The organism is Pedobacter glucosidilyticus DSM 23534, from assembly GCF_000425145.1.
GTDB lineage: Bacteria > Bacteroidota > Bacteroidia > Sphingobacteriales > Sphingobacteriaceae > Pseudopedobacter > Pseudopedobacter glucosidilyticus.
Genome location: NZ_AULF01000003.1, coordinates 265,487 through 287,262, shown reverse-complemented (window position 1 = coordinate 287,262; position 21,776 = coordinate 265,487). Strand labels below are relative to the sequence as shown.

General features: G+C 34.6%; 24 protein-coding genes. 13 read left to right on the top strand and 11 right to left on the bottom strand.

Translation table 11 applies throughout. The annotated features are described in order from the left end of the window. Nucleotides 1-106 precede the first annotated feature (106 nt). A complete protein-coding gene (locus H510_RS0101360) occupies nucleotides 107-358 on the top strand; it encodes a DUF6364 family protein (RefSeq protein WP_026902664.1) in 252 nt (83 codons plus the stop codon). A gap of 1 nt (nucleotide 359) precedes the next feature. Further along, nucleotides 360-782, top strand: a complete 423-nt coding sequence (locus tag H510_RS0101355; protein WP_026902663.1) for a type II toxin-antitoxin system VapC family toxin — start codon at nucleotides 360-362, stop codon at nucleotides 780-782. A gap of 3 nt (nucleotides 783-785) precedes the next feature. Here H510_RS0101355 and H510_RS0101350 read toward each other — a convergent pair whose 3' ends face one another. The 9 genes from H510_RS0101350 to rpmB all read right to left on the bottom strand — a co-directional run bounded on the left by H510_RS0101350 (nucleotide 786) and on the right by rpmB (nucleotide 6,996). Then, nucleotides 786-1,868, bottom strand: coding sequence for an Ldh family oxidoreductase (locus tag H510_RS0101350; protein ID WP_026902662.1), 1,083 nt, complete (start codon nucleotides 1,866-1,868; stop codon nucleotides 786-788). Then, nucleotides 1,868-3,454: a bacillithiol biosynthesis cysteine-adding enzyme BshC gene (gene bshC / locus H510_RS0101345; protein WP_026902661.1), complete on the bottom strand. Its 1,587-nt coding sequence runs from the start codon at nucleotides 3,452-3,454 to the stop codon at nucleotides 1,868-1,870. The genes H510_RS0101350 and bshC overlap by 1 nt, the downstream gene beginning before the upstream one ends. Before the next feature lie 47 nt (nucleotides 3,455-3,501). Next, on the bottom strand, nucleotides 3,502-4,830 hold the full coding sequence (gene rimO, locus H510_RS0101340) for a 30S ribosomal protein S12 methylthiotransferase RimO (protein ID WP_026902660.1): 1,329 nt from the start codon (nucleotides 4,828-4,830) through the stop codon (nucleotides 3,502-3,504). 38 nt (nucleotides 4,831-4,868) lie between these two features. Next, complete coding sequence (locus H510_RS20640) at nucleotides 4,869-4,985, bottom strand: GxxExxY protein (protein ID WP_425413787.1); 117 nt, start codon at nucleotides 4,983-4,985, stop codon at nucleotides 4,869-4,871. Between the two features lie 34 nt (nucleotides 4,986-5,019). Continuing rightward, complete coding sequence (locus H510_RS20530; protein WP_051290993.1) at nucleotides 5,020-5,250, bottom strand: GxxExxY protein; 231 nt, start codon at nucleotides 5,248-5,250, stop codon at nucleotides 5,020-5,022. 50 nt (nucleotides 5,251-5,300) lie between these two features. Beyond that, complete coding sequence (gene ftsY / locus H510_RS0101330; protein ID WP_026902659.1) at nucleotides 5,301-6,269, bottom strand: signal recognition particle-docking protein FtsY; 969 nt, start codon at nucleotides 6,267-6,269, stop codon at nucleotides 5,301-5,303. Between the two features lie 73 nt (nucleotides 6,270-6,342). Further along, a complete protein-coding gene (locus tag H510_RS19800; protein WP_081659159.1) occupies nucleotides 6,343-6,516 on the bottom strand; it encodes a DUF4295 domain-containing protein in 174 nt (57 codons plus the stop codon). Between the two features lie 36 nt (nucleotides 6,517-6,552). Then, the gene (gene rpmG / locus H510_RS0101320; RefSeq protein ID WP_026902658.1) at nucleotides 6,553-6,735 is read right to left on the bottom strand and encodes a 50S ribosomal protein L33; all 183 of its coding nucleotides are present in this window, start codon (nucleotides 6,733-6,735) and stop codon (nucleotides 6,553-6,555) included. A 27-nt stretch (nucleotides 6,736-6,762) separates the two neighbouring features. Further along, nucleotides 6,763-6,996, bottom strand: coding sequence for a 50S ribosomal protein L28 (gene rpmB, locus H510_RS0101315; protein WP_026902657.1), 234 nt, complete (start codon nucleotides 6,994-6,996; stop codon nucleotides 6,763-6,765). A gap of 206 nt (nucleotides 6,997-7,202) precedes the next feature. On the opposite strand from rpmB, the gene H510_RS0101310 reads away from it, so the two are divergent. The 7 genes from H510_RS0101310 (at nucleotide 7,203) to H510_RS0101280 (ending at nucleotide 15,038) form a co-directional block, all read left to right on the top strand. Beyond that, nucleotides 7,203-7,634 carry an IS1/IS1595 family N-terminal zinc-binding domain-containing protein gene (locus tag H510_RS0101310; protein WP_026902656.1) on the top strand — a complete coding sequence of 144 codons (432 nt, stop codon included), beginning with the start codon at nucleotides 7,203-7,205 and terminating at the stop codon, nucleotides 7,632-7,634. A 105-nt stretch (nucleotides 7,635-7,739) separates the two neighbouring features. Then, entirely contained in the window at nucleotides 7,740-9,311 is a 1,572-nt protein-coding gene (locus tag H510_RS0101305; RefSeq protein WP_026902655.1) for an MFS transporter, read from the top strand. A gap of 11 nt (nucleotides 9,312-9,322) precedes the next feature. Then, nucleotides 9,323-9,547 (top strand): DUF6814 family protein, encoded by a 225-nt coding sequence (locus H510_RS0101300; RefSeq protein WP_026902654.1) that lies wholly within the window; start codon nucleotides 9,323-9,325, stop codon nucleotides 9,545-9,547. A gap of 208 nt (nucleotides 9,548-9,755) precedes the next feature. Further along, the gene (locus H510_RS0101295; RefSeq protein ID WP_026902653.1) at nucleotides 9,756-12,479 is read left to right on the top strand and encodes a sensor histidine kinase; all 2,724 of its coding nucleotides are present in this window, start codon (nucleotides 9,756-9,758) and stop codon (nucleotides 12,477-12,479) included. Next, entirely contained in the window at nucleotides 12,476-12,868 is a 393-nt protein-coding gene (locus tag H510_RS0101290) for a response regulator transcription factor (protein WP_026902652.1), read from the top strand. Before H510_RS0101295 ends, H510_RS0101290 begins: the two co-directional genes overlap by 4 nt. A gap of 8 nt (nucleotides 12,869-12,876) precedes the next feature. Then, nucleotides 12,877-14,787, top strand: a complete 1,911-nt coding sequence (gene acs, locus H510_RS0101285; RefSeq protein WP_026902651.1) for an acetate--CoA ligase — start codon at nucleotides 12,877-12,879, stop codon at nucleotides 14,785-14,787. A gap of 65 nt (nucleotides 14,788-14,852) precedes the next feature. Further along, nucleotides 14,853-15,038 (top strand): CsbD family protein, encoded by a 186-nt coding sequence (locus H510_RS0101280; protein WP_026902650.1) that lies wholly within the window; start codon nucleotides 14,853-14,855, stop codon nucleotides 15,036-15,038. A 173-nt stretch (nucleotides 15,039-15,211) separates the two neighbouring features. On the opposite strand, the gene H510_RS0101275 is transcribed toward H510_RS0101280, so the two are convergent. Next, nucleotides 15,212-16,996 carry a chloride channel protein gene (locus tag H510_RS0101275; RefSeq protein WP_026902649.1) on the bottom strand — a complete coding sequence of 595 codons (1,785 nt, stop codon included), beginning with the start codon at nucleotides 16,994-16,996 and terminating at the stop codon, nucleotides 15,212-15,214. 35 nt (nucleotides 16,997-17,031) lie between these two features. Here H510_RS0101275 and surE point away from each other — a divergent pair, with 35 nt between their 5' ends. The 4 genes from surE (at nucleotide 17,032) to H510_RS0101255 (ending at nucleotide 20,346) form a co-directional block, all read left to right on the top strand. After that, nucleotides 17,032-17,805, top strand: coding sequence for a 5'/3'-nucleotidase SurE (gene surE / locus H510_RS0101270; protein ID WP_026902648.1), 774 nt, complete (start codon nucleotides 17,032-17,034; stop codon nucleotides 17,803-17,805). Then, nucleotides 17,798-18,058 carry a hypothetical protein gene (locus H510_RS0101265; protein WP_026902647.1) on the top strand — a complete coding sequence of 87 codons (261 nt, stop codon included), beginning with the start codon at nucleotides 17,798-17,800 and terminating at the stop codon, nucleotides 18,056-18,058. Before surE ends, H510_RS0101265 begins: the two co-directional genes overlap by 8 nt. A gap of 9 nt (nucleotides 18,059-18,067) precedes the next feature. Continuing rightward, nucleotides 18,068-19,174: a lipid-A-disaccharide synthase gene (gene lpxB / locus H510_RS0101260; RefSeq protein WP_026902646.1), complete on the top strand. Its 1,107-nt coding sequence runs from the start codon at nucleotides 18,068-18,070 to the stop codon at nucleotides 19,172-19,174. Nucleotides 19,175-19,266: 92 nt separating this feature from the next. Beyond that, nucleotides 19,267-20,346: an alkene reductase gene (locus H510_RS0101255; protein WP_026902645.1), complete on the top strand. Its 1,080-nt coding sequence runs from the start codon at nucleotides 19,267-19,269 to the stop codon at nucleotides 20,344-20,346. Between the two features lie 133 nt (nucleotides 20,347-20,479). Here H510_RS0101255 and H510_RS18015 read toward each other — a convergent pair whose 3' ends face one another. Beyond that, the gene (locus H510_RS18015) at nucleotides 20,480-21,769 is read right to left on the bottom strand and encodes a 4Fe-4S binding protein (protein WP_051290992.1); all 1,290 of its coding nucleotides are present in this window, start codon (nucleotides 21,767-21,769) and stop codon (nucleotides 20,480-20,482) included. Nucleotides 21,770-21,776 lie beyond the last annotated feature (7 nt).

The window sequence follows — 21,776 nt, the reverse complement described above, 5'->3', positions numbered from 1 at the left end:
AACTTCTGCTGAGGTTCGCTTTTTTGTGATTACACGTGTATGTTTTTTATTTATAACACGTATTTGATGTTTAGTAGTTATATTTGTAATGATAATTTAAATAGCTATGAATACCAAACTAACTTTAACCATTGAAGAAGAGATTATTGCCAAAGCAAAGAAATATGCTAAAAGTAAAAATCGTAGCTTGTCTGATATCATAGGAAATTATCTTAAAAGCCTTACGAAAGAAACTGAAAGTCAAAAAAATGAGCATTTAACTCCTGTAGTAAAATCTTTAAAAGGAAGTTTTAAAATAGCTAATGAAATAGACTATAAAAAAGAGCTAAGAGATAGATTACAAGCAAAATATTTGTAAAATGGATCATGTATTAATAGATACAGATGTAATTTTAGACTTCTTTTTTGACAGAGAACCTTTTGTTAAAAGTGCCGCAGAAGTTTTTACCTTATGTGAAAAAAAGCAGATAAAAGGTTTCACAACTCCAGTTATCATTTGTAACGTTTATTACCTCTTAAGAAAAATTGCACAGCATCAAGTTATAGTTGAAAAGTTAAAACAACTGCTTACTATAATAGATGTTCTTCAGATGGATAAAAACACGATTATGAATTCTTTAAATTCTGACTTCAAAGATTTTGAGGATGCGTTACAGAACTTTTCGGCTGTTAATCACAAGCTTGTTTCTTTTATTATAACCAGAAATGTTAAAGATTATCAAAAAAGTGAGTTAGCTGCTTTTACTCCAGATATGTATTTAAGCTATTTTAAAAATCGGTAAGATTTATAAAATAGGCAAACCAAATTTGGCAGCAGCCTCGTTCATATCTTTAACAACAGCTTCTATTAAAGGTATACCATTAATTTTTCTGTCCTTTTCTGCTTCTAGTTCTGGCTCGCCAGGGATGATAACTTTTTGATTTTCGTTAATAGGTTTAGCTTCTTTAAAACGCTTTATCCAATTATCCATGTGTGCTTTAAAATCTGCTTTAGGTCTAAAACCATCAACACGCATAGCACCTAAGAAATGACCAAGCCCTTGCCCTGGTTGATTTGGTAGCGGGTCCATAAATGCTACAAAAGGCGGAGCCCAAGGCCCATAACTAGCGCCAGATAATACTGCCGATAAAATATCAACCGTAGCACTTAAGCCAAATCCTTTATGGCTGCCATGTTCTCTATCAGAGCCTAGTGGTAGTAAAGAACCACCAGCTTTTAATCCGTGGGGGTCTATGGTAGCATTTCCTTCTTTATCTTGTATCCAACCGCTAGGTACTTCTGTGTTTTTTCTTTGTGCTATTTCTAATTTGCCATTAGCTGCTGTAGAAGTTGCCATATCTACCACCATTGGCGGGTAGTTTTCTGCCGGAAAAGCGTAACAAATAGGGTTGGTCCCTAGCATTCTTTCGGTAGAAAAGGTTGGTGCCACCAAAGGACTGGCATTGGTTACAGCAAAGCCAATCATATCTTGCTCTACAGCCATTAAAGTATGGTAAGCGGCAATACCAAAGTGGTTCGAGTTTCTTACTGCTACCCAGCCAGAACCACATTCTTCGGCTTTTCTGATAGCTACTTGCATAGCCCAAGGCGCAACAATAAGCCCTAATCCTGCATCACCATCAACGGTAGCCGTACTGTTAGTTTCGTGTACTACTTTAATATGTGGTTTGGTATTAATTCGTTTTTTCTCCCATAGCCTTACATATCCTGTTAAACGGGCTACGCCATGCGAGTCTATACCTCTTAAATCAGCTTTTATTAAAACATCAGCAGCTAGTTGGGCATGCTCATCAGAACATCCCATGGCTTTAAAAATATTTTCTGTAAAACTTCTTAATTGCTGCTCAGGGAAAATATGGTATTCCATTAAATAAGTATGGTAAATTTAAAATCTAAAGGTATAAAATGTTGGATTAGGTTTTGGATAAAATCATCTCCATGAGCTACATAAAATAAGCCGAAATTCTCTTTCCGTTCTTGCAAACCTCCACCAGGGAATAGGGCAGATTTTATTTTATCTAGATTGTTCATCGCGTCAGCAAAATTCTTTTTTTCGGCTTTTAAGAGTTTCTTCTCGAGATTCAGAATGGCTTTTTCTAGTCTTACTTTTACAGCTTCTGTACTTGGCGATAAAGTAGGGTCTATTTTATGAGCTCTTAATTTTAATCTTTCAAAAATACATTCTAGCTCTCGCCACTCGTTTTTTAAGTCTAAAACATGGTTAGAGTGTATTTTTAGCCAACGAGCTTTTAAGGTATCTATATCCTCGAAAATATCTTTAAAATCTAATTTTAGTCTGCTTAATTTATCCTTAAGTTTAGTATTGGCAATCATGGCCGAGTTTCTAAGTATCAAAATAGGGAAATCTACTTTATAGAAATCAAAATTTGATTTTAGTTGTAGCCAATAAATAACCTCAGCACCACCGCCTATATAAGCTATGTTGGGTAATATCACTTCTTGATAAAGTGGGCGCATCACCACATTTGGGCTAAATCTTTCGGGATGATTTTCTATTTCATGATTTAGTTCATCCTCGCTAAACGTTATATCTGTATTTAATACTTGATATTGATTGTTCTCAAAAACAATTCGCTCACGTAAATCATCCGTTAAATAAAAGAAGTTTATCTCACGAGCATTAACTTGCGGTGTTATCCCAATGCTCGTTAATACTTTATTAGTATCAGAGATATTTTTGAAGCTATGCTGCCCAACAATATCTTGTTTAATGATAGGAACAAACTGTTTTTTTAGCTGTGGATGATCTGCATCTATAATCACCAAACCGTGTTTTCCGAAAAGTTCATTCACTAAATATCTGGTAGCATCAGCAAGTTTAGTAAACTTAGTATAGGCTTCATCAACTATTTTACTCAATTGTAAAGCATTATCAGCAAGACCTAAAATTCCTTTATATTCATTTAAAGCTTGGATGATGGATTTCGTATCTACTCTGCCTGTTGCACCAGCTGTTTCTTTTTTCCACGCTATTTTTTTACCTCCAATATAGGTATGGTTAATTTCTTCAAAATCATGATCTTCTGAAGCCATCCAATAAACAGGAATGAAATTTTGGTTAGGAAACTCTTTTTTAAGGTCTTTGGCTAAATTAATAGCGGTTACTATTTTGAATATAAAATAAAGCGGACCTGTAAAAATATTGAGTTGATGACCGGTTGTAATGGTATAACTATTATCTTCTAATAGTTGGTTGATATGTGCCTGCGTTGCAGCAGATTGGTTGTTGATTTGTTGATATTGCTCCTTTAAAACCTCAACCAAAGTTTGCCTGTTGGCGATAACTTTTTTATCTGTTAGCAAGGCTTTAAAACCTGCAAGATTTGCTGAGTGCTTATAAAAAGGCTTTAAATCGGCATCTTGCCTGATGTATCTGATTAAGGCCGTTGAGAAACATCGGGTTTCTTCATAATCAATATACTGAGCTTCCATTGAAAACGAAAATAGGAGAAATTCATCATTTCCCCTATTTCTATCAATTATTTGACAATAGTTCCATAAAGGTCAAAGTCCTCGGCTCGGTCTATTTTAACTTGAACAAAACTGCCAGTAGTAGCATAATTATCTGCAGCATGTAGTAAAACTTCGTTATCTACTTCTGGAGAATCAAATTGTGTTCTGCCCACAAAATAATCGCCTTCTTTTTTATCAATTAAAACTTTATATGTGTTGCCAACTTTTTGCTGGTTAAGGTCAAAAGAAATACCTTGCTGCACTTCCATAATAGCCTCAACACGTTCTTCTTTTACCTCTTGCGGTACATCATCAATCAAATCATAAGCATGGGTTTTTTCTTCATGCGAATAAGTGAAACAGCCTAATCTATCAAATTTGGTTTCTTCAACCCAATTTAACATTTCCTCAAAATCTTGTTGAGTCTCGCCTGGGTAACCGCAAATTAAAGTCGTTCTCATGGCAATATCAGGTACTTTATCTCTAATCTGATTAACCAAGTCGATAGTTTTCTGTTTAGTTGTGCCTCTTCGCATTGATTTTAACATATTATCGCTAATATGTTGTAGTGGCATATCTAAGTAATTACAAATATTAGGGCGCTCGTTCATCACATCCAAAATATCCATAGGGAAACCAGACGGATAGGCATATTGTAATCTTATCCATTCAATACCATCAACATCAGAAAGGTGGCGCATTAAATCGGCTAATTTACGCTCATTATAAAGGTCTAAACCATAATAAGTAAGGTCTTGAGCAATTAAAATAAGTTCTTTTGTGCCATTTTTAGCTAAATGTTTAGCCTCTTTTACCAATTCTTCAATAGGTTTTGATAGGTGTTTACCACGCATTAAAGGAATAGCACAAAAAGAGCATGGTCTGTTACAACCTTCGGCTATTTTAAAATAGGCAAAATGTGATGGTGTTGTTAAAAGTCTTTCTCCAAGTAACTCATATTTGTAGTTGGCACCTACCGAGTTTAGTAGGTTTTGTAAATCGTTAGTACCAAACCAGGCATCAACATTGGTGATTTCTGCTGATAATTCTGGAGTATAACGTTCTGATAAACATCCGGTAACGATAACTTTTCCAACTTTTCCTTGTTCTTTAAGCTCGCTAAACTGCAATATCGTATCAATAGATTCTTGCTTAGCATTATCGATAAAGCCACAAGTATTGATAACAATAATATCGTTTTCTTGCACACGATCTGCCTCATGAACAACATCTATTTGATTACCTTTTAATTGCCCCATAAGAACCTCAGAGTCATAAGTGTTCTTAGAACAGCCTAAGGTAACTACATTAACACGTGGTTTTATGATAGGGGATTTTGTTGATTTTACTTTCATTATTTTTTGATTTCACCGATTTTTTGATTTCACTGTATTTAAACAGAGAATCTTTTTACTTCGCAGCTTGTATTGCCGAAATTTATTAACAAACCGGTTTTTACTTTACTAGCTTTTAAATAAGATATTACTTGACTTTGAAAAAGTTTAGGCATTATTCCTGTGACTGATTTTAATTCAACAATAATTTTATTTTCTACTAAAAAAATCACATCTAAATTTACCTACAGATTGTCCTTGAAATAAAACTGTGAATTCTTTTTCATACTCAAATTTCAAATTCTCCTTACTAAATTGAAGTATAAGAGCTCTAGCGTATATTTTTTCTAAAAAACCTGGGCCTAATTCTTTATGCACTTCATAACAGCATCCAATTATCTTATGTGTAAGAGTATCTTTTACTAAATTTGATTCTGCCATGTTATAGATAGATTATCTTGAGATCAGTGTAATCAAATCAATCTGAGTAATCATGTATTAAACAAACTATCCACAAACTCTTTTTTATTGAAAAGCTGTAAGTCGGTCATTTTTTCGCCAACACCAATATATTTTACTGGGATTTTAAACTGATCAGAAATTCCGATAACTACACCGCCTTTGGCTGTACCATCTAATTTAGTTAGTGCTAAGGCGTTAACATCTGTTGCTTGCGTAAATTGCTTACACTGCTCAATAGCATTTTGCCCTGTTGAAGCATCCAAAACCAATAAAATTTCATGAGGTGCACCAGGTACAACTTTATTCATGACATTTTTAATCTTAGAAAGCTCGTTCATTAAGCCTACCTTATTGTGTAATCTTCCGGCAGTATCAATAATAGCTATATCTTCTTGGTTTGCCACAGCAGATTGTAAAGTGTCAAATGCAACAGAGGCAGGGTCGGCATTCATGCCTTGAGATACTACTCTTACGTTAACACGCTCTCCCCAAAGTTTAATTTGGTCTACAGCTGCAGCTCTAAATGTATCGGCAGCACCTAAAACAACTTTTTGTCCGGCTTCTCTTAATTGATAAGCTAACTTGCCTATGGTGGTAGTTTTTCCAACGCCATTTACGCCAACTACCATAATTACATAAGGTTTTTGGTTAGTGTAAGAAGCTAGATTCTGAAAGTCTGAAGAGTTGTTTTCTTCTAATAATGCTTGAATTTCTTCTTTAAGAATACCATTAAGCTCGCTTGTATTTAAATATTTATCTCTAGCAACTCTCGCTTGTATTCTATCTATAATTTTTAGTGTGGTGCTAACACCAACATCAGAGGTTACTAATATTTCCTCTAATTCGTCTAAAACATCATCATCAACTGTAGATTTTCCAACAACAGCCTTACTTATTTTAGAAAAAAAAGTGTCTTTAGTTTTTTCAAGCCCTTTATCCAGCGCTTCTTTTTCTTCAACAGTTTTTTCTTTTTTCTTAAAGAAATCAAATAATCCCATAGGGTATAAAATTAAATAAAAAAAGCCATTCTAATGGTTATTAGAACGGCTTCAATATCATAGAAGTTTTAAATTAAGCGTTAGTGCCTTCTTTTGCAGCAACGATAGCATCTTTGATATGATCATTGTGTGCAATAACTTCTTTAAAGGTATAAGCGCCTGTTTTAGGAGACTTAACCATAGTAATAACCTTTGAATACTCTTTACCGGTTCCGGTTTTTAGGGTTGCAACTACTTTCTTTGCCATGTTAAATATTATTTTATGCTAACAGGTAGCTATTTCTTACTTAATTTCTTTGTGTAAAGTAACTTTCCTTAAAACAGGGTTAAATTTCTTTATCTCTAATCTCTCTGGAGTGTTTTTACGGTTCTTAGTAGTGATATACCTTGAAGTACCCGCCATTCCGCTTTCTTTATGTTCAGTACATTCTAAAATTACTTGAACTCTGTTGCCTTTCTTAGCCATTCTATTTCGGTTTTAAAAGTCTTTAAATTAGATAGATCCTTTATTGATGAATCTGTTAATAGCCTCGGTAATACCGATTTTATTGATAGTTTTTATTGCTGATGTGGAAACTTTTAAAGTTATCCAACGGTCTTCTTCAGGGATATAAAATCTCTTTAATTGAAGGTTAGGATGAAACTTACGTTTGGTTTTCACGTTCGAGTGAGATACGTGGTTACCTACTAATGATGCTTTTCCTGTTAAATCACAAATTCTTGACATGACTATATCGTGTTTTCTATTAAAACTCAGTTTTACAAAGAGTGTGCAAATATCAGAAAATAAAATGTATTAGACAATAGTATTCTCAATTATTTTTAGAATTTATTTCTTTTCCTGTGAATTGCTAAAAATCAAAGCCATATAAATAGCCTTTTATGTAGTTATCTATTTCTTATTGAGAATTTATTGCTAATTTGCTATAGTTTATGGATACATCAAAAAAAGTTAAAAAAACTTGTCCCAAGTGTCAATCAACTCAAATCGTAAAAAGCGGAATTATCAATAATAAACAACGCTTTAAGTGCAAAGATTGCCAATATTATTTCACTGTAGATAAAATAGGTAAACAAGTAGATAATTATTACATCATCAAAGCTTTGCAGCTATACGTTGAGGGAGTTTCTTACCGAGAAATAGAACGTTTGTTGGGTATAAGCCATGTTTCCGTAATGAAATGGGTTAAAAAGTTTCAGTTAACAAGACCGGTTAAAACGGTCTATAAACCTTCATATAAAATATTTAAACATCAAGAATTGATAGATTTTTATGCTCAGGAAGAGAATTTAAAAGGAGCAGGAATGATTGTTACAGAATTAGGAGACAAATATATGCTCATCAAGTGGGATAGGTTTAAATAAGCTTATGTATATAGTTAGCATTTTTAAGATTGAGGTTTGTTTTTAAGCGACTTTATAACAAGCTTTATAAAACTTTTATAAACCAAACAACCTAGAATTTTAATTATGTTAGAAAGTGTTCCGCAACAAAAGGTGGATAAAAAAAACCTTTGGAAAGTAATTGGTGTCTCCAGTGCAGGCACCCTCATTGAATGGTATGACTTCTATATCTTCGGAAGCTTAGCTGTTATTATAGCAACTAAATTTTTCCCGCAAGACAATCCCACAGCAGCGTTTTTATCAACTTTAGCCACCTTTGCAGCAGGTTTTGTGGTAAGGCCTTTTGGCGCATTGTTCTTTGGTAGATTAGGCGATATCATAGGAAGGAAATACACCTTTATGGTAACATTATTATTGATGGGCTTCTCAACTTTTGCCATCGGTTTAATACCAAGTTATGACACTATAGGTTTTATAGCCCCAGTTTTAGTTTTGATTTTAAGATTATTACAAGGATTAGCTTTAGGTGGCGAATATGGTGGTGCAGCAACTTATGTGGCAGAGCATTCTGAGCCTAACAAAAGAGGTTTAAGAACAGCTTGGATACAAACTACAGCCACAGTAGGTTTATTTATTTCGCTTTTTGTGATTCTGATTACTAGAAATGCAATGGACAAAGCCTCTTTTGAAGATTGGGGATGGCGTGTACCTTTCTTAATTTCTATTGTGATGGTAGCCGTTTCTTACTTCATTAGAAGAAATATGGATGAATCTCCATTATTTAAAAAAGCTAAAGCCGAGGGTAAAACCGTTGCTAATCCTTTAAAAGAATCTTTCGGGAAAAAGTTAAACTTCAAATTTGTTTTACTAGCCTTATTTGGTGCAACTATGGGCCAAGGTGTGGTATGGTACACTGGGCAGTTTTATGCTTTATCATTCTTACAAACCGTTTGTCATATAGAATTTGATCAAACCAACTATATCATTGCCTTAGGTTTAATGCTAGGCACAGGGTTTTTCGTGTTTTTCGGTTGGTTATCTGATAAAATAGGCAGAAAAGGTATCATGATGGTGGGTATGCTTGTCGCAATTTTAACTTACCGACCAATATATGATAAAATTTATCAGACAGCAGATGTAACTAATAAAGTAGAACTTCAGGATCAATTAAAAACGGATATTGCTGTTTCGCTTAAAGAAGGCACTTCAGATTCTATCAAAACTATAACAACTACCAAATACTATACAGATGGAACTATCTATACAGAGCTATCAGAACAAGTTATTTCAGCATCAGCGCAAGCGAGTAAAGCTAAAATTACTAAAATAGTAAATGTAGGTAATGAGAGCTTTTATATTCTTGTTGCTTTGGTACTGATACAGGTTATTTATGTAGCTATGGTTTATGGTCCAATTGCAGCATTTTTAGTAGAGATGTTCCCAACCAATATCAGATATACTTCTATGTCTTTACCATACCATATTGGAAATGGTGTTTTTGGAGGATTATTACCTGCTATAGCTACTTATTTAGCATCGCAAGCTACTACGGCTAATGAGGCCGCTGCCGCTGCAGGACAGGTATTACCTTTTGATAAGCCTTATTTAGAAGGTTTATGGTATCCAATTATTATTGCCGGAGTATGCTTTATTATAGGAGTACTCTACATTGGTAAACAAAAAGCTATGAACGATTAATTTTAAAAGACATGAATTTTATAAAAAGAATATTAGGAATAGTATGGATTCTTCTGGGAATTGCAGCTGGTTACTATTTATTGGTTAGCCAGGCTCTTCCAAAATTTGCAACAGGCAGTACGGAAGATTTAGTACCTGCCATTATTTACTGCTTTATTTTAGCCCCTATCATAGTAGGTGGGATGTTTGTTTTTGGTTTATACGCTATGCAAGGCGAGTATAATCAGGAGGATTAAGAGAAATGAAAGAGCGATTAATGAAGGAAAAGTTGGTTTTCTTTAGCGCCATATTTTGTGTGCTATTGCTATATCCTGTACTTTCAATTTTTAATCGCTCTTCTTTAATTTGTGGTATCCCAACCCTGTATTTATACCTATTTATGGGTTGGATTTTCATAATTGCCGTATTATTTTATGTGGTAAGAAAGGATAGTCGAGAATAGATATGAATACTTTATTGGTTGTCATATTTTCTTTTGGTTACCTACTTTTATTGTTTGGTGTGGCTTATTGGGCTGAGAAAAGATCTAACCAAAACAGCAATACACTTAAGCCTTACGTTTATGCGCTTTCTATGGCGGTTTACTGTACCGCATGGACTTTTTATGGCAGTATTGGCAGGGTGGCAGATTTTGGTCCTGATTTTTTAGCTATTTACATAGGGCCTACTATTGCAGCACCGCTTTGGTTCTTGATTATCAGGAAGATGATAAGAATCTGCAAAGCACAAAGAATTACCTCCATTGCCGATTTTATTTCTGCCCGTTATGGTAAAAACACCTCTTTAGGTACTTTAGCAACTATTGTTTGCGTGTTAGGCGTAATTCCGTACATTTCTTTGCAAATAAAGGCAATTGCTACAACCTTTGCTTTTTTAGTTAATCATCCTCAGCATACCAGTTCAAGTACAAACATCTCTTTATTAAGTAATATTCCCTTTTGGATAACTGTTTTACTAGCTATTTTTATCATCATTTTTGGTACACGTAAAGTAGATTCAACAGAAAGACATGAAGGGATGGTAACTGCCGTAGCCTTTGAGTCGATAGTGAAATTAGTAGCTTTTTTAGTAGGCGGAATTTTTGTTGTTTTCTTTCTTTTTAATGGGTTTGATGATATTTTTAGCAGAGCCGCCGCCATACCCGCATTGCAAAAGAGTTTTACTTTTGACTCTTCTTACAATTATACCGATTGGTTGGTGATGTGCATCCTATCTATGTTTGCTGTGTTATTATTGCCAAGGCAGTTTCAAGTTGCGGTGGTAGAAAATGTTGATGAGAAACATCTTTACAAAGCTATTTGGTTATTTCCTTTGTATCTTTTAATTATTAACGTATTTGTATTACCGATAGCCTTAGCTGGGCAGTTATTACCTATATCATCAAATTTTGAGGCTGATTTTAGTATACTCTCTCTGCCATTTGTATATCAGCATCAAGAGATTACCTTATTAGTTTATTTAGGAGGTTTTTCTGCAGCAACCGGGATGATTATTGTGGAAACTATTGCTTTAAGCACTATGTTAAGCAATAATTTTTTGATACCACTTATTCTTAAAGTAACTCCATTTAAAAAGATTTTCATCCATAAAGTAGAGCGGTCTATTAAAAATATCCGGAGGCTGTCTATCATCCTAATCCTGCTTTTGGCTTATGCTTATTTTGCTGAGATAGCAGAAAGTTACTCGCTAGTTTCAACAGGCTTAATTTCTTTTGCAGCTGTAGCGCAATTTGCTCCTGCTGTTATTGGCGGAATGTTTTGGTCTCGGGCTAATAAAAATGGAGCTTTATTAGGCATCATCAGTGGTTTTATCATTTGGTTTTTTACGCTAATTATTCCGGCTATTATTGGGGCAGGGTTATTACCTAAAGAAATTCTAAGTGAAGGTTTATTTGGTTTGGGATTATTAAAACCTAATCAACTATTTGGATTATCGGCTTTTACAACCTTAACACATGCTTTCTTTTGGAGTATGTTTATCAATGTTTTATTATACGTTTTAGGCTCTTTATACACGAAATCAACCAATCAAGAAGAAATACAAGCTGAACTTTTTATCAATGTTTCTAAATATCGAGTTGCTTACGAAACCTCAGTTAACAGAACAGGGCAAATCAAAATAAAGGAAATTAAAAGTTTAATGGAGCAATTCTTAGGACAAGAGAAAACCAAGCAGCTTTTGACACATTTTTCCAGAAGATATCAGCTTAATTTGTTACAAGAAGATGCCAATGCAGACCAACGCCTAATCACTTATGCGGAAAAAATTCTGTCAGGTGTTATTGGTTCTGCATCATCAAGAATATTAATAGAATCTATCGTTAAGGAGGAAGAAATAAGCTTAAATGAAGTTGTAGAAATCCTGAAAGAATCTCAGCAATTTATCAGCTTAAATAAAGAATTGCAGCAAAAATCAGAACAATTAAAAAAAGCTTCTGATGCCTTAGAACTGGCCAATATGCAAATGAAAGAGGCAGAAATTATTAAAGATGATTTTCTGTATAGCATTACGCATGAGCTACGTACGCCGCTTACTTCTATTAGGGCTTTCTCTGAAATTTTATACGATAACCCGGAATTAGATACCTTACAAAGACAGCAGTTTTTAGCCACCATGATTAAAGAAATTGAACGCTTAAGTAGGTTAATTACTCAGGTTTTGGATTTAGAGAAATTAGAATCTGGGAAGCAAAGTTTACATCATCAAGAAATAGCTATTAAAAAATTAGTTGAGGATGTCTTGCATGCTTTATCTCAATTAATAAAAGATAAAAATATCACCTTATCTACTTCTTTTCCAGAGCATATTCCAATAGTTCACGGAGATCAGGATTTATTATCCAGGGTGGTTAACAATCTGGTTTCTAATGCTATTAAGTATTGTAGTGAAAAGGATGGAGAAATAAAAGTAATGGTTTTAGAGAATGAGGGCTGTATAAAAATTAACATCACAGATAATGGTGAAGGTATCCCTGACAAGGATAAAAATTACGTTTTTAATAAGTTTTATCAAACAGAAAATCAAACCAAAAAGGCAGAAGGAAGCGGTTTAGGCTTAGCCATTTGCAAAAAAATTGTAGAGTTACACCAAGGGGAAATAGGCGTTGTTGATGCCGAAACATCTGGTGCTTGTTTTTATTTTACATTACCTATAGAGATTATATCATGAGCGTAGCTAAAAAAGTTTTAATAGTTGATGATGATCCAGCCATAGTCATGTCTGTAGAGTTTTTATTGCGGAAAGCGGGCTATGAGGTTTTTATTGCTTTAAGCGGTACAGAAGCTATCCTGAAAATAAAAGAGCATGAGCCAGAATTAATACTACTAGACATCATGATGCCTGATGTAAATGGCTATGAAGTTTGTGATTTTGTAAAGCAAAGCGAAGCTTACAAACATATAAAAGTGATTTTTATTTCGGCAAAAAGTAAAGATGAGGATATTAAACTTGCCTACAGCAAAGGGGCAGATTTGTTTATTATAAAACCTTTTTCTACCCGCCGTTTAATAGAGAAAATAACAGCATTAAATAAAGAAGATTATAAAACAATAAATTAAAGAGAAAAATGGATTTAAGCATCAAGTCGTTTGAAGATTATCAGAAAGTTTATCAACAAAGTGTTGAACAGCCAGAGCAATTTTGGGATACTGTTGCAAGCAGCTTCTTATGGAAAAAGAAGTGGAATAAAGTATTAGACTGGAACTTTAAAGAGCCTGATATCAATTGGTTTGTTGGAGGAAAATTAAATATTACAGAAAACTGTTTAGATAGGCATTTGGCAGATAAAGGCGACCAGCCAGCTTTAATTTGGGAACCAAACGACCCCGAGGAACATCACCGAGCTTTTACCTACAAGCAACTACACCAAAAGGTATGTTTGTTTGCCAATGTTTTAAAAAATAACGGAGCTAAAAAAGGCGATAGAATTTGCATTTACATGCCTATGGTGCCAGAATTAGCTGTTGCTGTTTTAGCTTGTGCCAGAATTGGAGCTATACACTCGGTAGTATTTGGTGGTTTTTCTGCTCAATCTATAGCAGATAGAATACAAGATGCTAATTGCAGCATAGTTATTACTGCCGATGGATCTTACCGAGGCACCAAAGAAGTGCCTTTAAAAAATGTAATGGACGATGCTTTGGTACAATGTCCATCGGTTAAAAGAGTTATTGTGCTAACCCGTAGCAGAACGCCAATATCCATGATAAAAGGTCGTGATGTTTGGTGGGAAGATGAAATTAAGAAAGTAGAAACTTTAGGTATGCTAGATTGCCCTGCAGAAGAAATGGATGCAGAAGACCCATTGTTTATTCTATACACATCCGGTTCAACCGGGAAACCTAAAGGCGTAGTGCATACTTGCGGAGGCTATATGGTTTACGCTGGTTACAGTTTCCAAAATGTTTTTCAGTACCAGCCAGAAGAAATTTATTTCTGTACTGCAGATATTGGATGGATTACTGGACACACCTATATAGTTTATGGGCCATTAGCTATGGGTGCCACAAGTTTATTGTTTGAAGGTGTGCCAACTTGGCCAGATGCAGGCAGATTTTGGGATATTGTAGCAGAATATAAAGTAAATATCTTATACACTGCGCCTACGGCAATTCGTTCTCTTATGCAATTTGGTTTAGATTTCGTTAAAGATAAAGATTTAAGCTCTTTAAGAGTGTTAGGTTCTGTGGGCGAGCCCATAAATGAAGAAGCATGGAATTGGTATAATGAGCATATTGGTAAAAAGAATTGTCCTATTGTTGATACATGGTGGCAAACAGAAACTGGCGGAATTTTAATATCTCCATTAGCTAACGTTACGCCTATAAAACCTTGTTTTGCAACCTTACCATTGCCAGGTATACAGCCTATTTTAGTTGATGAAAAGGGTGAAGAAATTGTTGGAAATGGTGTTTCTGGTAATTTATGTATCAAATTTCCGTGGCCCGGTATGTTAAGAACAACCTACGGAGATCATGAACGTTGCCGCGTAAACTACTTTGCTACTTATGATAATTTATATTTTACTGGCGATGGTTGTATGCGTGACGAGGATGGTTATTATCGTATTACAGGTAGGGTAGATGATGTTATCAATGTATCTGGACATAGAATTGGCACAGCAGAAGTAGAAAATGCCATTAACATGTTCTCTGATGTGGTAGAGTCTGCAGTGGTAGGTTATCCGCATGATATTAAAGGACAAGGTATTTATGCTTATGTGATACTTTCTAAAGAGACAGATGATGAAGAGTTAACCAGAAAAGATATAGCTATGACAGTTAGTCGTATCATTGGGCCTATTGCTAAACCAGATAAAATACAGTTTGTAAGTGGTTTACCTAAAACCAGATCAGGTAAAATTATGAGAAGAATTTTAAGAAAAATTGCTGAGGGTGAGGTGAATAGTTTAGGCGATACTTCAACCTTGCTAGACCCTAATGTTGTAGATGAGATTAAGAATAGTAGGTTATCTTAAATTCTAGTGGCATGATGCTTGGACATTATTTAGAAATATTTATTCATCTAAAAAAGGAGAACATCATGGACAAATTAGAATTAAAAGGTAAGTGGAATGAAATTAAAGGTAAAGTAAAGCAGGCTTATGCCGATTTAACCGATGATGATTTAACTTACCAAGAAGGCCAAGAAGATGAAATGCTTGGAAAAATACAAAGCAAAACAGGTAAAACCAGAGACGAAGTTGTAAAATGGCTTAGAAGCCTGTAAACAAAGATTAAACTAATGTAAGGTTACTTTTTTGTTACACTTATTATAAAAGTTTGGTATGAGCTTTGTTTAATTTTGAATGTAATCTTCTCAGTAAGATTATTCATACGTTTAGGTTTAGGTTTAGTAAAGATTAAGGAGACATGCCCATGTCTCCTTTTTCTTTTTCATATCTATTTTTCAAACAAACGGTCTGGATAATTTAAATATTGATTATACATGTTTAAAACTTTATATCTTGAAACATAACCCATAACATTTCCTTTTTTACTCACTAAAATATGATTAAGATTTATAAGTTCAGGATTACTAACTAATTGATTTCTAAGTTGAGCATATTCAATCAAAGTAAATTCTGTTTGTAAAAGTTGCTCAGCAATAATGCTATCATATTGTTCGAAATTTTTCATTAATTCTCGTACTGTTTTTAGTTCAATAATTCCTACAACTTTATTCTGATTATTCAAAACTGGTATTATAGCGTAGTCATGGTTAGAAAAGTGTTCAATAATTTTACGTAATGTATAGTTGCTATATACAAAACTATTCACTGTCTCTATGATATGATGCAAATTAATCTGGTTAAGGATAAATTTTTCTATTTGTAATGGTCCATGACCATCTTTTTTAAGAGGTTGATGAGCATCTATATAGTTTTTAAAAGTGTAGGCTACGGTTGTAGCTATCATTAAAGGGACAATTATCGCATAGCTTTGGGTGGTATCAGCAATTAAGAAAATAGCTGTTACAGGTGCTCGCATCACACATGCAAAAGTGGCAGCCATACCTAAAAATATAAAAGTATTGCCTTCTAAATCTAAATGAGTTCCGCTTATCATGATAACAAGTTTATATAACAAGTAACCACTTATACCACCTGCTACTAAAGATGGTGCAAAATAACCTCCTTCGCCACCTGCACTCAAACTCAGGCCGGTGCTAAGCGGCCGTAGTAATAGTAGTACCAATAAAATAAATAATCCCTGAAAAGGGATATTTAAATTTTGGAAGATGGAATTTTTCCAAACCTCAGTTTCTTGTCCGTGTAGTAAACGATTGATGCTTACATAGCCCTCGCCATATAAAGCTGGAAAAATATATATCAAACAACCTAAAAGACCACCACCTATTAAAGCCATTAAATACGGATTGTTTAGCCTAGACAATACTTTGTAGCAAAAACCATAAGTTTTAATCATGTATATGGCTGTAAAAGCACCGGCAAAACCTATCAAAACCACATAAGGTAAACTTTCATAAGAGAAAGCATCTACATGAGCATCAAACCTTAAGTTTTCGCCCATGATCATTTCAAATAAGATTTTTCCTGTAGCAGATGCTATCAGTAAAGGAATAAGTAAAGCAGGGGTGAATTCAGGTAATATCACTTCTAAGGCAAATAAAAATCCGCCAATAGGGGCATTATACATTGCAGAAATACCTGATGCCGTTCCGCAACCAATTAATAAAGTTCTAAGTTGGTAATTTAAGCCTAATGATTTTCCTAGATTAGAGCCAATAGATGCCCCAGAAGTAACAATAGCTGCTTCCATGCCAGAGCTTCCTCCAAAACCAATAGTTATACCTGCTGTTACAAACTTGGCATATATTAGCCTGATATTGATGAAAGACTGATGATTCTCTATAGCTTGAATTACATGCTGCATGCCTTTAAAAGCTACCAGCTTTTTAAAAATATTACCGTTTAAAAAAGTTACCAGCAACAAGCCTATCATGGGTAAGACAAAAAACAAATAGCCCGGAAAGAAACTTACCGCATAATTTTCTACCGCATAAATAATCTGTTTAATTAAAATAGCAGCTAAACCAACAATTAATCCTACTAGAGCACTTAAAATGATAACGGTTATATTCTTGTTTTTTTGCTGACTTACAATCTTTCTTAGTTTTACCCTCAGCTTTCTTAACTTTGTAATATTTGGTGTGTTTTTAGGCATGCGAATCAAGATAAATAATAATTACGATAAAACAGATGAGTACAAAAAAATATAAAATATTAGTGGTTAATGATGATGGTATAACTGCTCCGGGAATAAAAGCTTTAATAGAAGTGATGAAAGAGTTAGGAGAAGTAACCGTAGTTGCTCCTGATAGTCCGCAATCGGGTATGGGCCATGCTATTACTATAGGTAAGCCTTTAAGAATGGATAAGGTTAGTTTGTACGAAGGGGTAGAGATGTATAAATGCTCTGGTACGCCTGTAGATTGCGTAAAACTAGCTGTAACCAAAATTTTTAAAGGTAAAAAACCTGACATCTGCGTTTCAGGAATTAACCATGGTCTTAATAATTCTATTAATGTTTTATATTCTGGTACCATGTCTGCAGCTGTTGAAGGCGCTATAGAAAGTATTCCTTCAATTGGTTTCTCTTTAGATGATTACACATGGGATGCCAATTTTGAACATTGCAAAAAATACATCAAAGAAATTTGTTTACAAGTACTTAAAAATGGCTTACAACCGGGTGTTTTGTTAAATGTTAATTTTCCAGCAGGGTCTCAGTTAAAGGGTATCAAAATATGCCGACAAGCAAATGCTAAATGGGCCGAGGATTTTGATGAGAGACAAGATCCTTACAAAAGAAGTTATTATTGGTTAACAGGTGTTTTCCAATCGCATGACCATGGAGAGGATTCTGATGTTTGGGCCTTAAACAATGGTTTTGTTTCTGTTGTGCCTGTACAGTTTGATATGACAGCTCATCATGCAATTTCTATTTTAAATACGTGGGATTTTAATGTTTAAAAAAGATAATGTTTGGTTAGGCTTAGCACTAGGACTTGTTGTACCTGGTATAGCTTTTTTGCTAGTGCAATTGATAAAAAGAAATCTGGTAGTATTAGCAAAAGACGATTTATTATACATAGGTTGTGTAGCTTTAAATCTAGTACTTATAAAGTTTGTATATAAAGACGAGTACGAGCAAACAGTTAGAGGTATCATTTCTGCATCTTTTATTTGTGCAATTATCTTCTTTTTTTACAAATACAATCTTTAAACATCTATCATGAGATATTACATCGTAGCTGGTGAGGCCTCTGGAGATTTGCATGGTGCAAACCTCATGAAAGCGCTTAAAAATTTAGACGCTAAGGCCGAGTTTAGATTTTTTGGTGGCGATTTAATGCAAGCACAAGGAGGAACCCTCGTAAAGCACTATGCAGAGATGGCTTTTATGGGTTTCTTAGAAGTACTCATGAATTTAAGAACTGTTCTTAAAAATATTAGTTTCTGTAAACAGGATGTATTAGCTTACCAGCCCGATGTTTTGATTTTGGTCGATTTCCCTGGTTTTAACCTAAAAATTGCCGAGTTTGTCAAGAAGAACAACATCAAAGTATGCTATTATATCTCCCCTAAAGTTTGGGCATGGAACCAAAAACGTGTACTCAAAATTAAAAAGGTAGTAGATAAAATGTTTTGCATTTTACCTTTTGAGGTAGATTTTTATAAAGAATGGGGCATGGAGGTTGATTATGTTGGAAACCCTTTATTAGATGCTATCGCAGCCTTTACACCTCAGGATGATTTTCTAAAGGCATATAATCTAGGTGATAAAAAAATCATCGCACTTTTACCCGGAAGCAGAAAGCAAGAACTACAATACTTATTGCCAGATATGTTAGCTGTAGCCGATAAGCTACCCGAATATCAATTTGTAATTGCCGGAGCGCCTAGTTTTAATCAAGAACATTATGATAATTTTTTAAACGGAAGACATATTCCTGTTGTATTTGGTGCTACTTATGATTTATTGCACCATGCGCATGCTGCTTTGGTAACTTCCGGAACAGCAACCTTAGAGACCGCTTTATTTAAAGTACCAGAAGTTGTTTTATATAAAGGCGGAAAAATAAGTATTACTATTGCTAGGATGCTTGTAAAAATTAGGTATATCTCTTTAGTGAATTTAATTATGGATAAAGAGGTAGTTAAAGAATTAATTCAGGAAGATTGCAATGCCCCGCAAATCTTGAAAGAACTGAAACCTCTTTTAGAAGGAGAGAATCGAACGCTTCAATTACAGCAATATCAGCTATTAGCTGATAAAATGGGACTTCCAGGTGCTTCTGAGAAAACCGCAAAGCTTGTTCATAAGTATTTGAATAGTTAAGATAACTTACTTTTTACTGACGATTAACTGTTTCTTTTATGACAAGTGGGAATGATATTTGTAATATGTTTGTTTAAACATGTAATTACAATATGAGCAATCACTTATTTCAGACCTATAACTTAGGTCAACTTACCTTACAAAATAGAGCTGTTATGGCTCCAATGACTCGTTCAAGAGCTATAAATAACATTCCTAACGATTTAATGGTAACTTATTATCAGCAAAGGGCAGGAGCAGGTTTGATTATCACAGAAGGTACTTCTCCGTCACCAAATGGTTTAGGTTATGCCAGAATTCCTGGTATTTTCAATCAGGAACAAGTAGCGGGTTGGCGTAAAGTTACAGATGCTGTACACGCAAAAGGTGCTAAAATATTTATACAATTGATGCATACTGGTAGAGTATCTCACCATGTAAATCTCCCAGAAGGAGCAAAAGTTATTGCCCCATCTGATATGACTGCAGCTGGAGATATGTGGACAGATGCAGAAGGAATGAAGCCTCATACCCAGCCACATGCACTAACTACGGAAGAAGTTAAGGCTACCATTCAAGAATATGTAAACGCAGCAAAATTAGCTATTGATGCAGGTTTTGATGGCGTAGAACTTCATGCGGCTAATGGTTATTTGATTGAGCAATTTATTAACGGAGTTGTAAACAACCGTAAAGATGAATACGGCGGCTCTGTAGCAAATAGAAGCAAATTTTTATTAGAAATTGCCGAACAAACAATTGCAGCAATAGGTAAAGAAAAAGTAGGAGTAAGGTTTTCTCCATTTAGCGGTTTTAATGACATACCAGCTTACAATGAAGTAACCGAAACTTATGATTACCTCTCTAAAAAATTAAATGATTTAGGTGTGGCTTATTTACACTTTTTAGATCATTCTCCAAACGGGTTAGATTTAGTACCAGCAGATTTAAGAGCAACTGTAAGAGCTAATTTTAAAGGTGCTTTAATTTGGTGTGGTGCATATGATTTAGAAAGAGCTAACCAAGATTTACAAGATGGAAAAGTAGATTTAATTGCTTTTGGTAAGCCTTTTATTTCAAATCCTGATTTGGTAGAACGTTTAAAACAAAATGTAGCTTTAGCACAGCCAGATTTTAATACACTTTATACGCCAGACGAAAAAGGTTATACAGATTATCCTGCTGCTGTTTAAGTTAAAATAATTTTAAAAAGGTAGTTTCGCTGAAAAACGCAGAAACTATCTTTTTTAAAAGTTTATCCTATCCCAATCTTTATTTTGATTTATACTTCTATCTTTTAGGTTCTTTCTCATTCTACTCAATATTTTACTTTCGCTCACTTAAATTCTCTAAATTAAGAACACCTCTTGGGCACACCGCCGAGCATATACCACAACCAACACAAGAAGCTCTGATGATATTTTCGCCTTTTTGTGCGTAAGCTCTTACATCAATACCCATTTCGCAATAGGTAGAGCAATTGCCACAAGAGATACACTGTCCGCCGTTGGTAGTTATTCTAAATTTAGATTTAAACCTTTGAAATAAACCCAAAATAGCAGCCATTGGGCATCCAAACCTACACCAAACACGATTTCCAAAAATAGGATAGAAGCCTGTACCAATAACTCCAGAGAAAATTGAGCCTATAAAAAAGCCATACCATTGAGAAAAATTACCAGACCATGTGCCTAACAAGCCACCTTCCCAAGCAGAATTAAGCCATAACATGATGGTGGTAATGATGATGAAAACCAAAACACCATGTACAGTATAGCGTTCAATTTTCCATGCTTTTAAAGATTTATCAGAAAGTTGCCTGTAAGGGTCGCCCATGGTTTCTGCCAAACCGCCACAACCACAAACCCAAGAGCAATACCACCTTTTACCATACTTATAGGTAAGTAAAGGCGTGGCAATAAAAGTCATGACAGCTCCCCAAAAAATCATGAAATAGCCCAAACCTCCTGATGAAATCACATAATTAATATCATTTGGCCATAAATAACCATATTTTAAAGGCCAGAAATAAGAGAAATAGAATTCGGGCTCATTAAACATCAATAGCAATCCGGGCAAAACAAAGGCAAAACCCAACTGAAAAAACATCACCGAAAGGGTACGGATAATTTGATAGCGGTTATGTCTATATTTTCCAATAAACCTAAATCCCATCACCAAAACGGCAAGAGTATATAAAGTACCGTAAAGAAACCATTGGTCGGCAGCTTTATTTCTAAGTAGCCAGCTTAAAGGGTCGCACATCCTGATTAAGCCGTCCAGATACTGTGGAAACCAATATAAAATAATGTAAAAACCAGTAAGAACTAGTCCTGTAAACCAGGCGATAGCACCTCTGTTGGTCATTCCGTTTTTAAAGATGTTATTGTTTTTTATACCCGCTTCATGCTGAAAATATGGGTAGGCATAAACCAAAGTTCCGGCAATTATGAAACCTACAGATAGCCAAAAGAATAATACAGGTTGCGTAGCGCCAGCACCAAAAGCAGCTATAATAGTAGCTAATAAGCCAAATGCCAAAAGAGCAATGCCTGTTTTTTGAAGTATATTAGCTCCCGAACCATCGGTTATAGCTAAGGAAATATCTTTACTCATCTTTCTA

Coding starts and splice junctions, on each gene's coding strand:
- H510_RS0101360 (WP_026902664.1), top strand. CDS start 107: ATGAATACCAAACTAACTTTAACCATTGAAGAAGAGATTATTGCCAAA.
- H510_RS0101355 (WP_026902663.1), top strand. CDS start 360: ATGGATCATGTATTAATAGATACAGATGTAATTTTAGACTTCTTTTTT.
- H510_RS0101350 (WP_026902662.1), bottom strand. CDS start 1,868: ATGGAATACCATATTTTCCCTGAGCAGCAATTAAGAAGTTTTACAGAA.
- bshC (WP_026902661.1), bottom strand. CDS start 3,454: ATGGAAGCTCAGTATATTGATTATGAAGAAACCCGATGTTTCTCAACG.
- rimO (WP_026902660.1), bottom strand. CDS start 4,830: ATGAAAGTAAAATCAACAAAATCCCCTATCATAAAACCACGTGTTAAT.
- H510_RS20640 (WP_425413787.1), bottom strand. CDS start 4,985: ATGCCTAAACTTTTTCAAAGTCAAGTAATATCTTATTTAAAAGCTAGT.
- H510_RS20530 (WP_051290993.1), bottom strand. CDS start 5,250: ATGGCAGAATCAAATTTAGTAAAAGATACTCTTACACATAAGATAATT.
- ftsY (WP_026902659.1), bottom strand. CDS start 6,269: ATGGGATTATTTGATTTCTTTAAGAAAAAAGAAAAAACTGTTGAAGAA.
- H510_RS19800 (WP_081659159.1), bottom strand. CDS start 6,516: ATGGCAAAGAAAGTAGTTGCAACCCTAAAAACCGGAACCGGTAAAGAG.
- rpmG (WP_026902658.1), bottom strand. CDS start 6,735: ATGGCTAAGAAAGGCAACAGAGTTCAAGTAATTTTAGAATGTACTGAA.
- rpmB (WP_026902657.1), bottom strand. CDS start 6,996: ATGTCAAGAATTTGTGATTTAACAGGAAAAGCATCATTAGTAGGTAAC.
- H510_RS0101310 (WP_026902656.1), top strand. CDS start 7,203: ATGGATACATCAAAAAAAGTTAAAAAAACTTGTCCCAAGTGTCAATCA.
- H510_RS0101305 (WP_026902655.1), top strand. CDS start 7,740: ATGTTAGAAAGTGTTCCGCAACAAAAGGTGGATAAAAAAAACCTTTGG.
- H510_RS0101300 (WP_026902654.1), top strand. CDS start 9,323: ATGAATTTTATAAAAAGAATATTAGGAATAGTATGGATTCTTCTGGGA.
- H510_RS0101295 (WP_026902653.1), top strand. CDS start 9,756: ATGAATACTTTATTGGTTGTCATATTTTCTTTTGGTTACCTACTTTTA.
- H510_RS0101290 (WP_026902652.1), top strand. CDS start 12,476: ATGAGCGTAGCTAAAAAAGTTTTAATAGTTGATGATGATCCAGCCATA.
- acs (WP_026902651.1), top strand. CDS start 12,877: ATGGATTTAAGCATCAAGTCGTTTGAAGATTATCAGAAAGTTTATCAA.
- H510_RS0101280 (WP_026902650.1), top strand. CDS start 14,853: ATGGACAAATTAGAATTAAAAGGTAAGTGGAATGAAATTAAAGGTAAA.
- H510_RS0101275 (WP_026902649.1), bottom strand. CDS start 16,996: ATGCCTAAAAACACACCAAATATTACAAAGTTAAGAAAGCTGAGGGTA.
- surE (WP_026902648.1), top strand. CDS start 17,032: ATGAGTACAAAAAAATATAAAATATTAGTGGTTAATGATGATGGTATA.
- H510_RS0101265 (WP_026902647.1), top strand. CDS start 17,798: ATGTTTAAAAAAGATAATGTTTGGTTAGGCTTAGCACTAGGACTTGTT.
- lpxB (WP_026902646.1), top strand. CDS start 18,068: ATGAGATATTACATCGTAGCTGGTGAGGCCTCTGGAGATTTGCATGGT.
- H510_RS0101255 (WP_026902645.1), top strand. CDS start 19,267: ATGAGCAATCACTTATTTCAGACCTATAACTTAGGTCAACTTACCTTA.
- H510_RS18015 (WP_051290992.1), bottom strand. CDS start 21,769: ATGAGTAAAGATATTTCCTTAGCTATAACCGATGGTTCGGGAGCTAAT.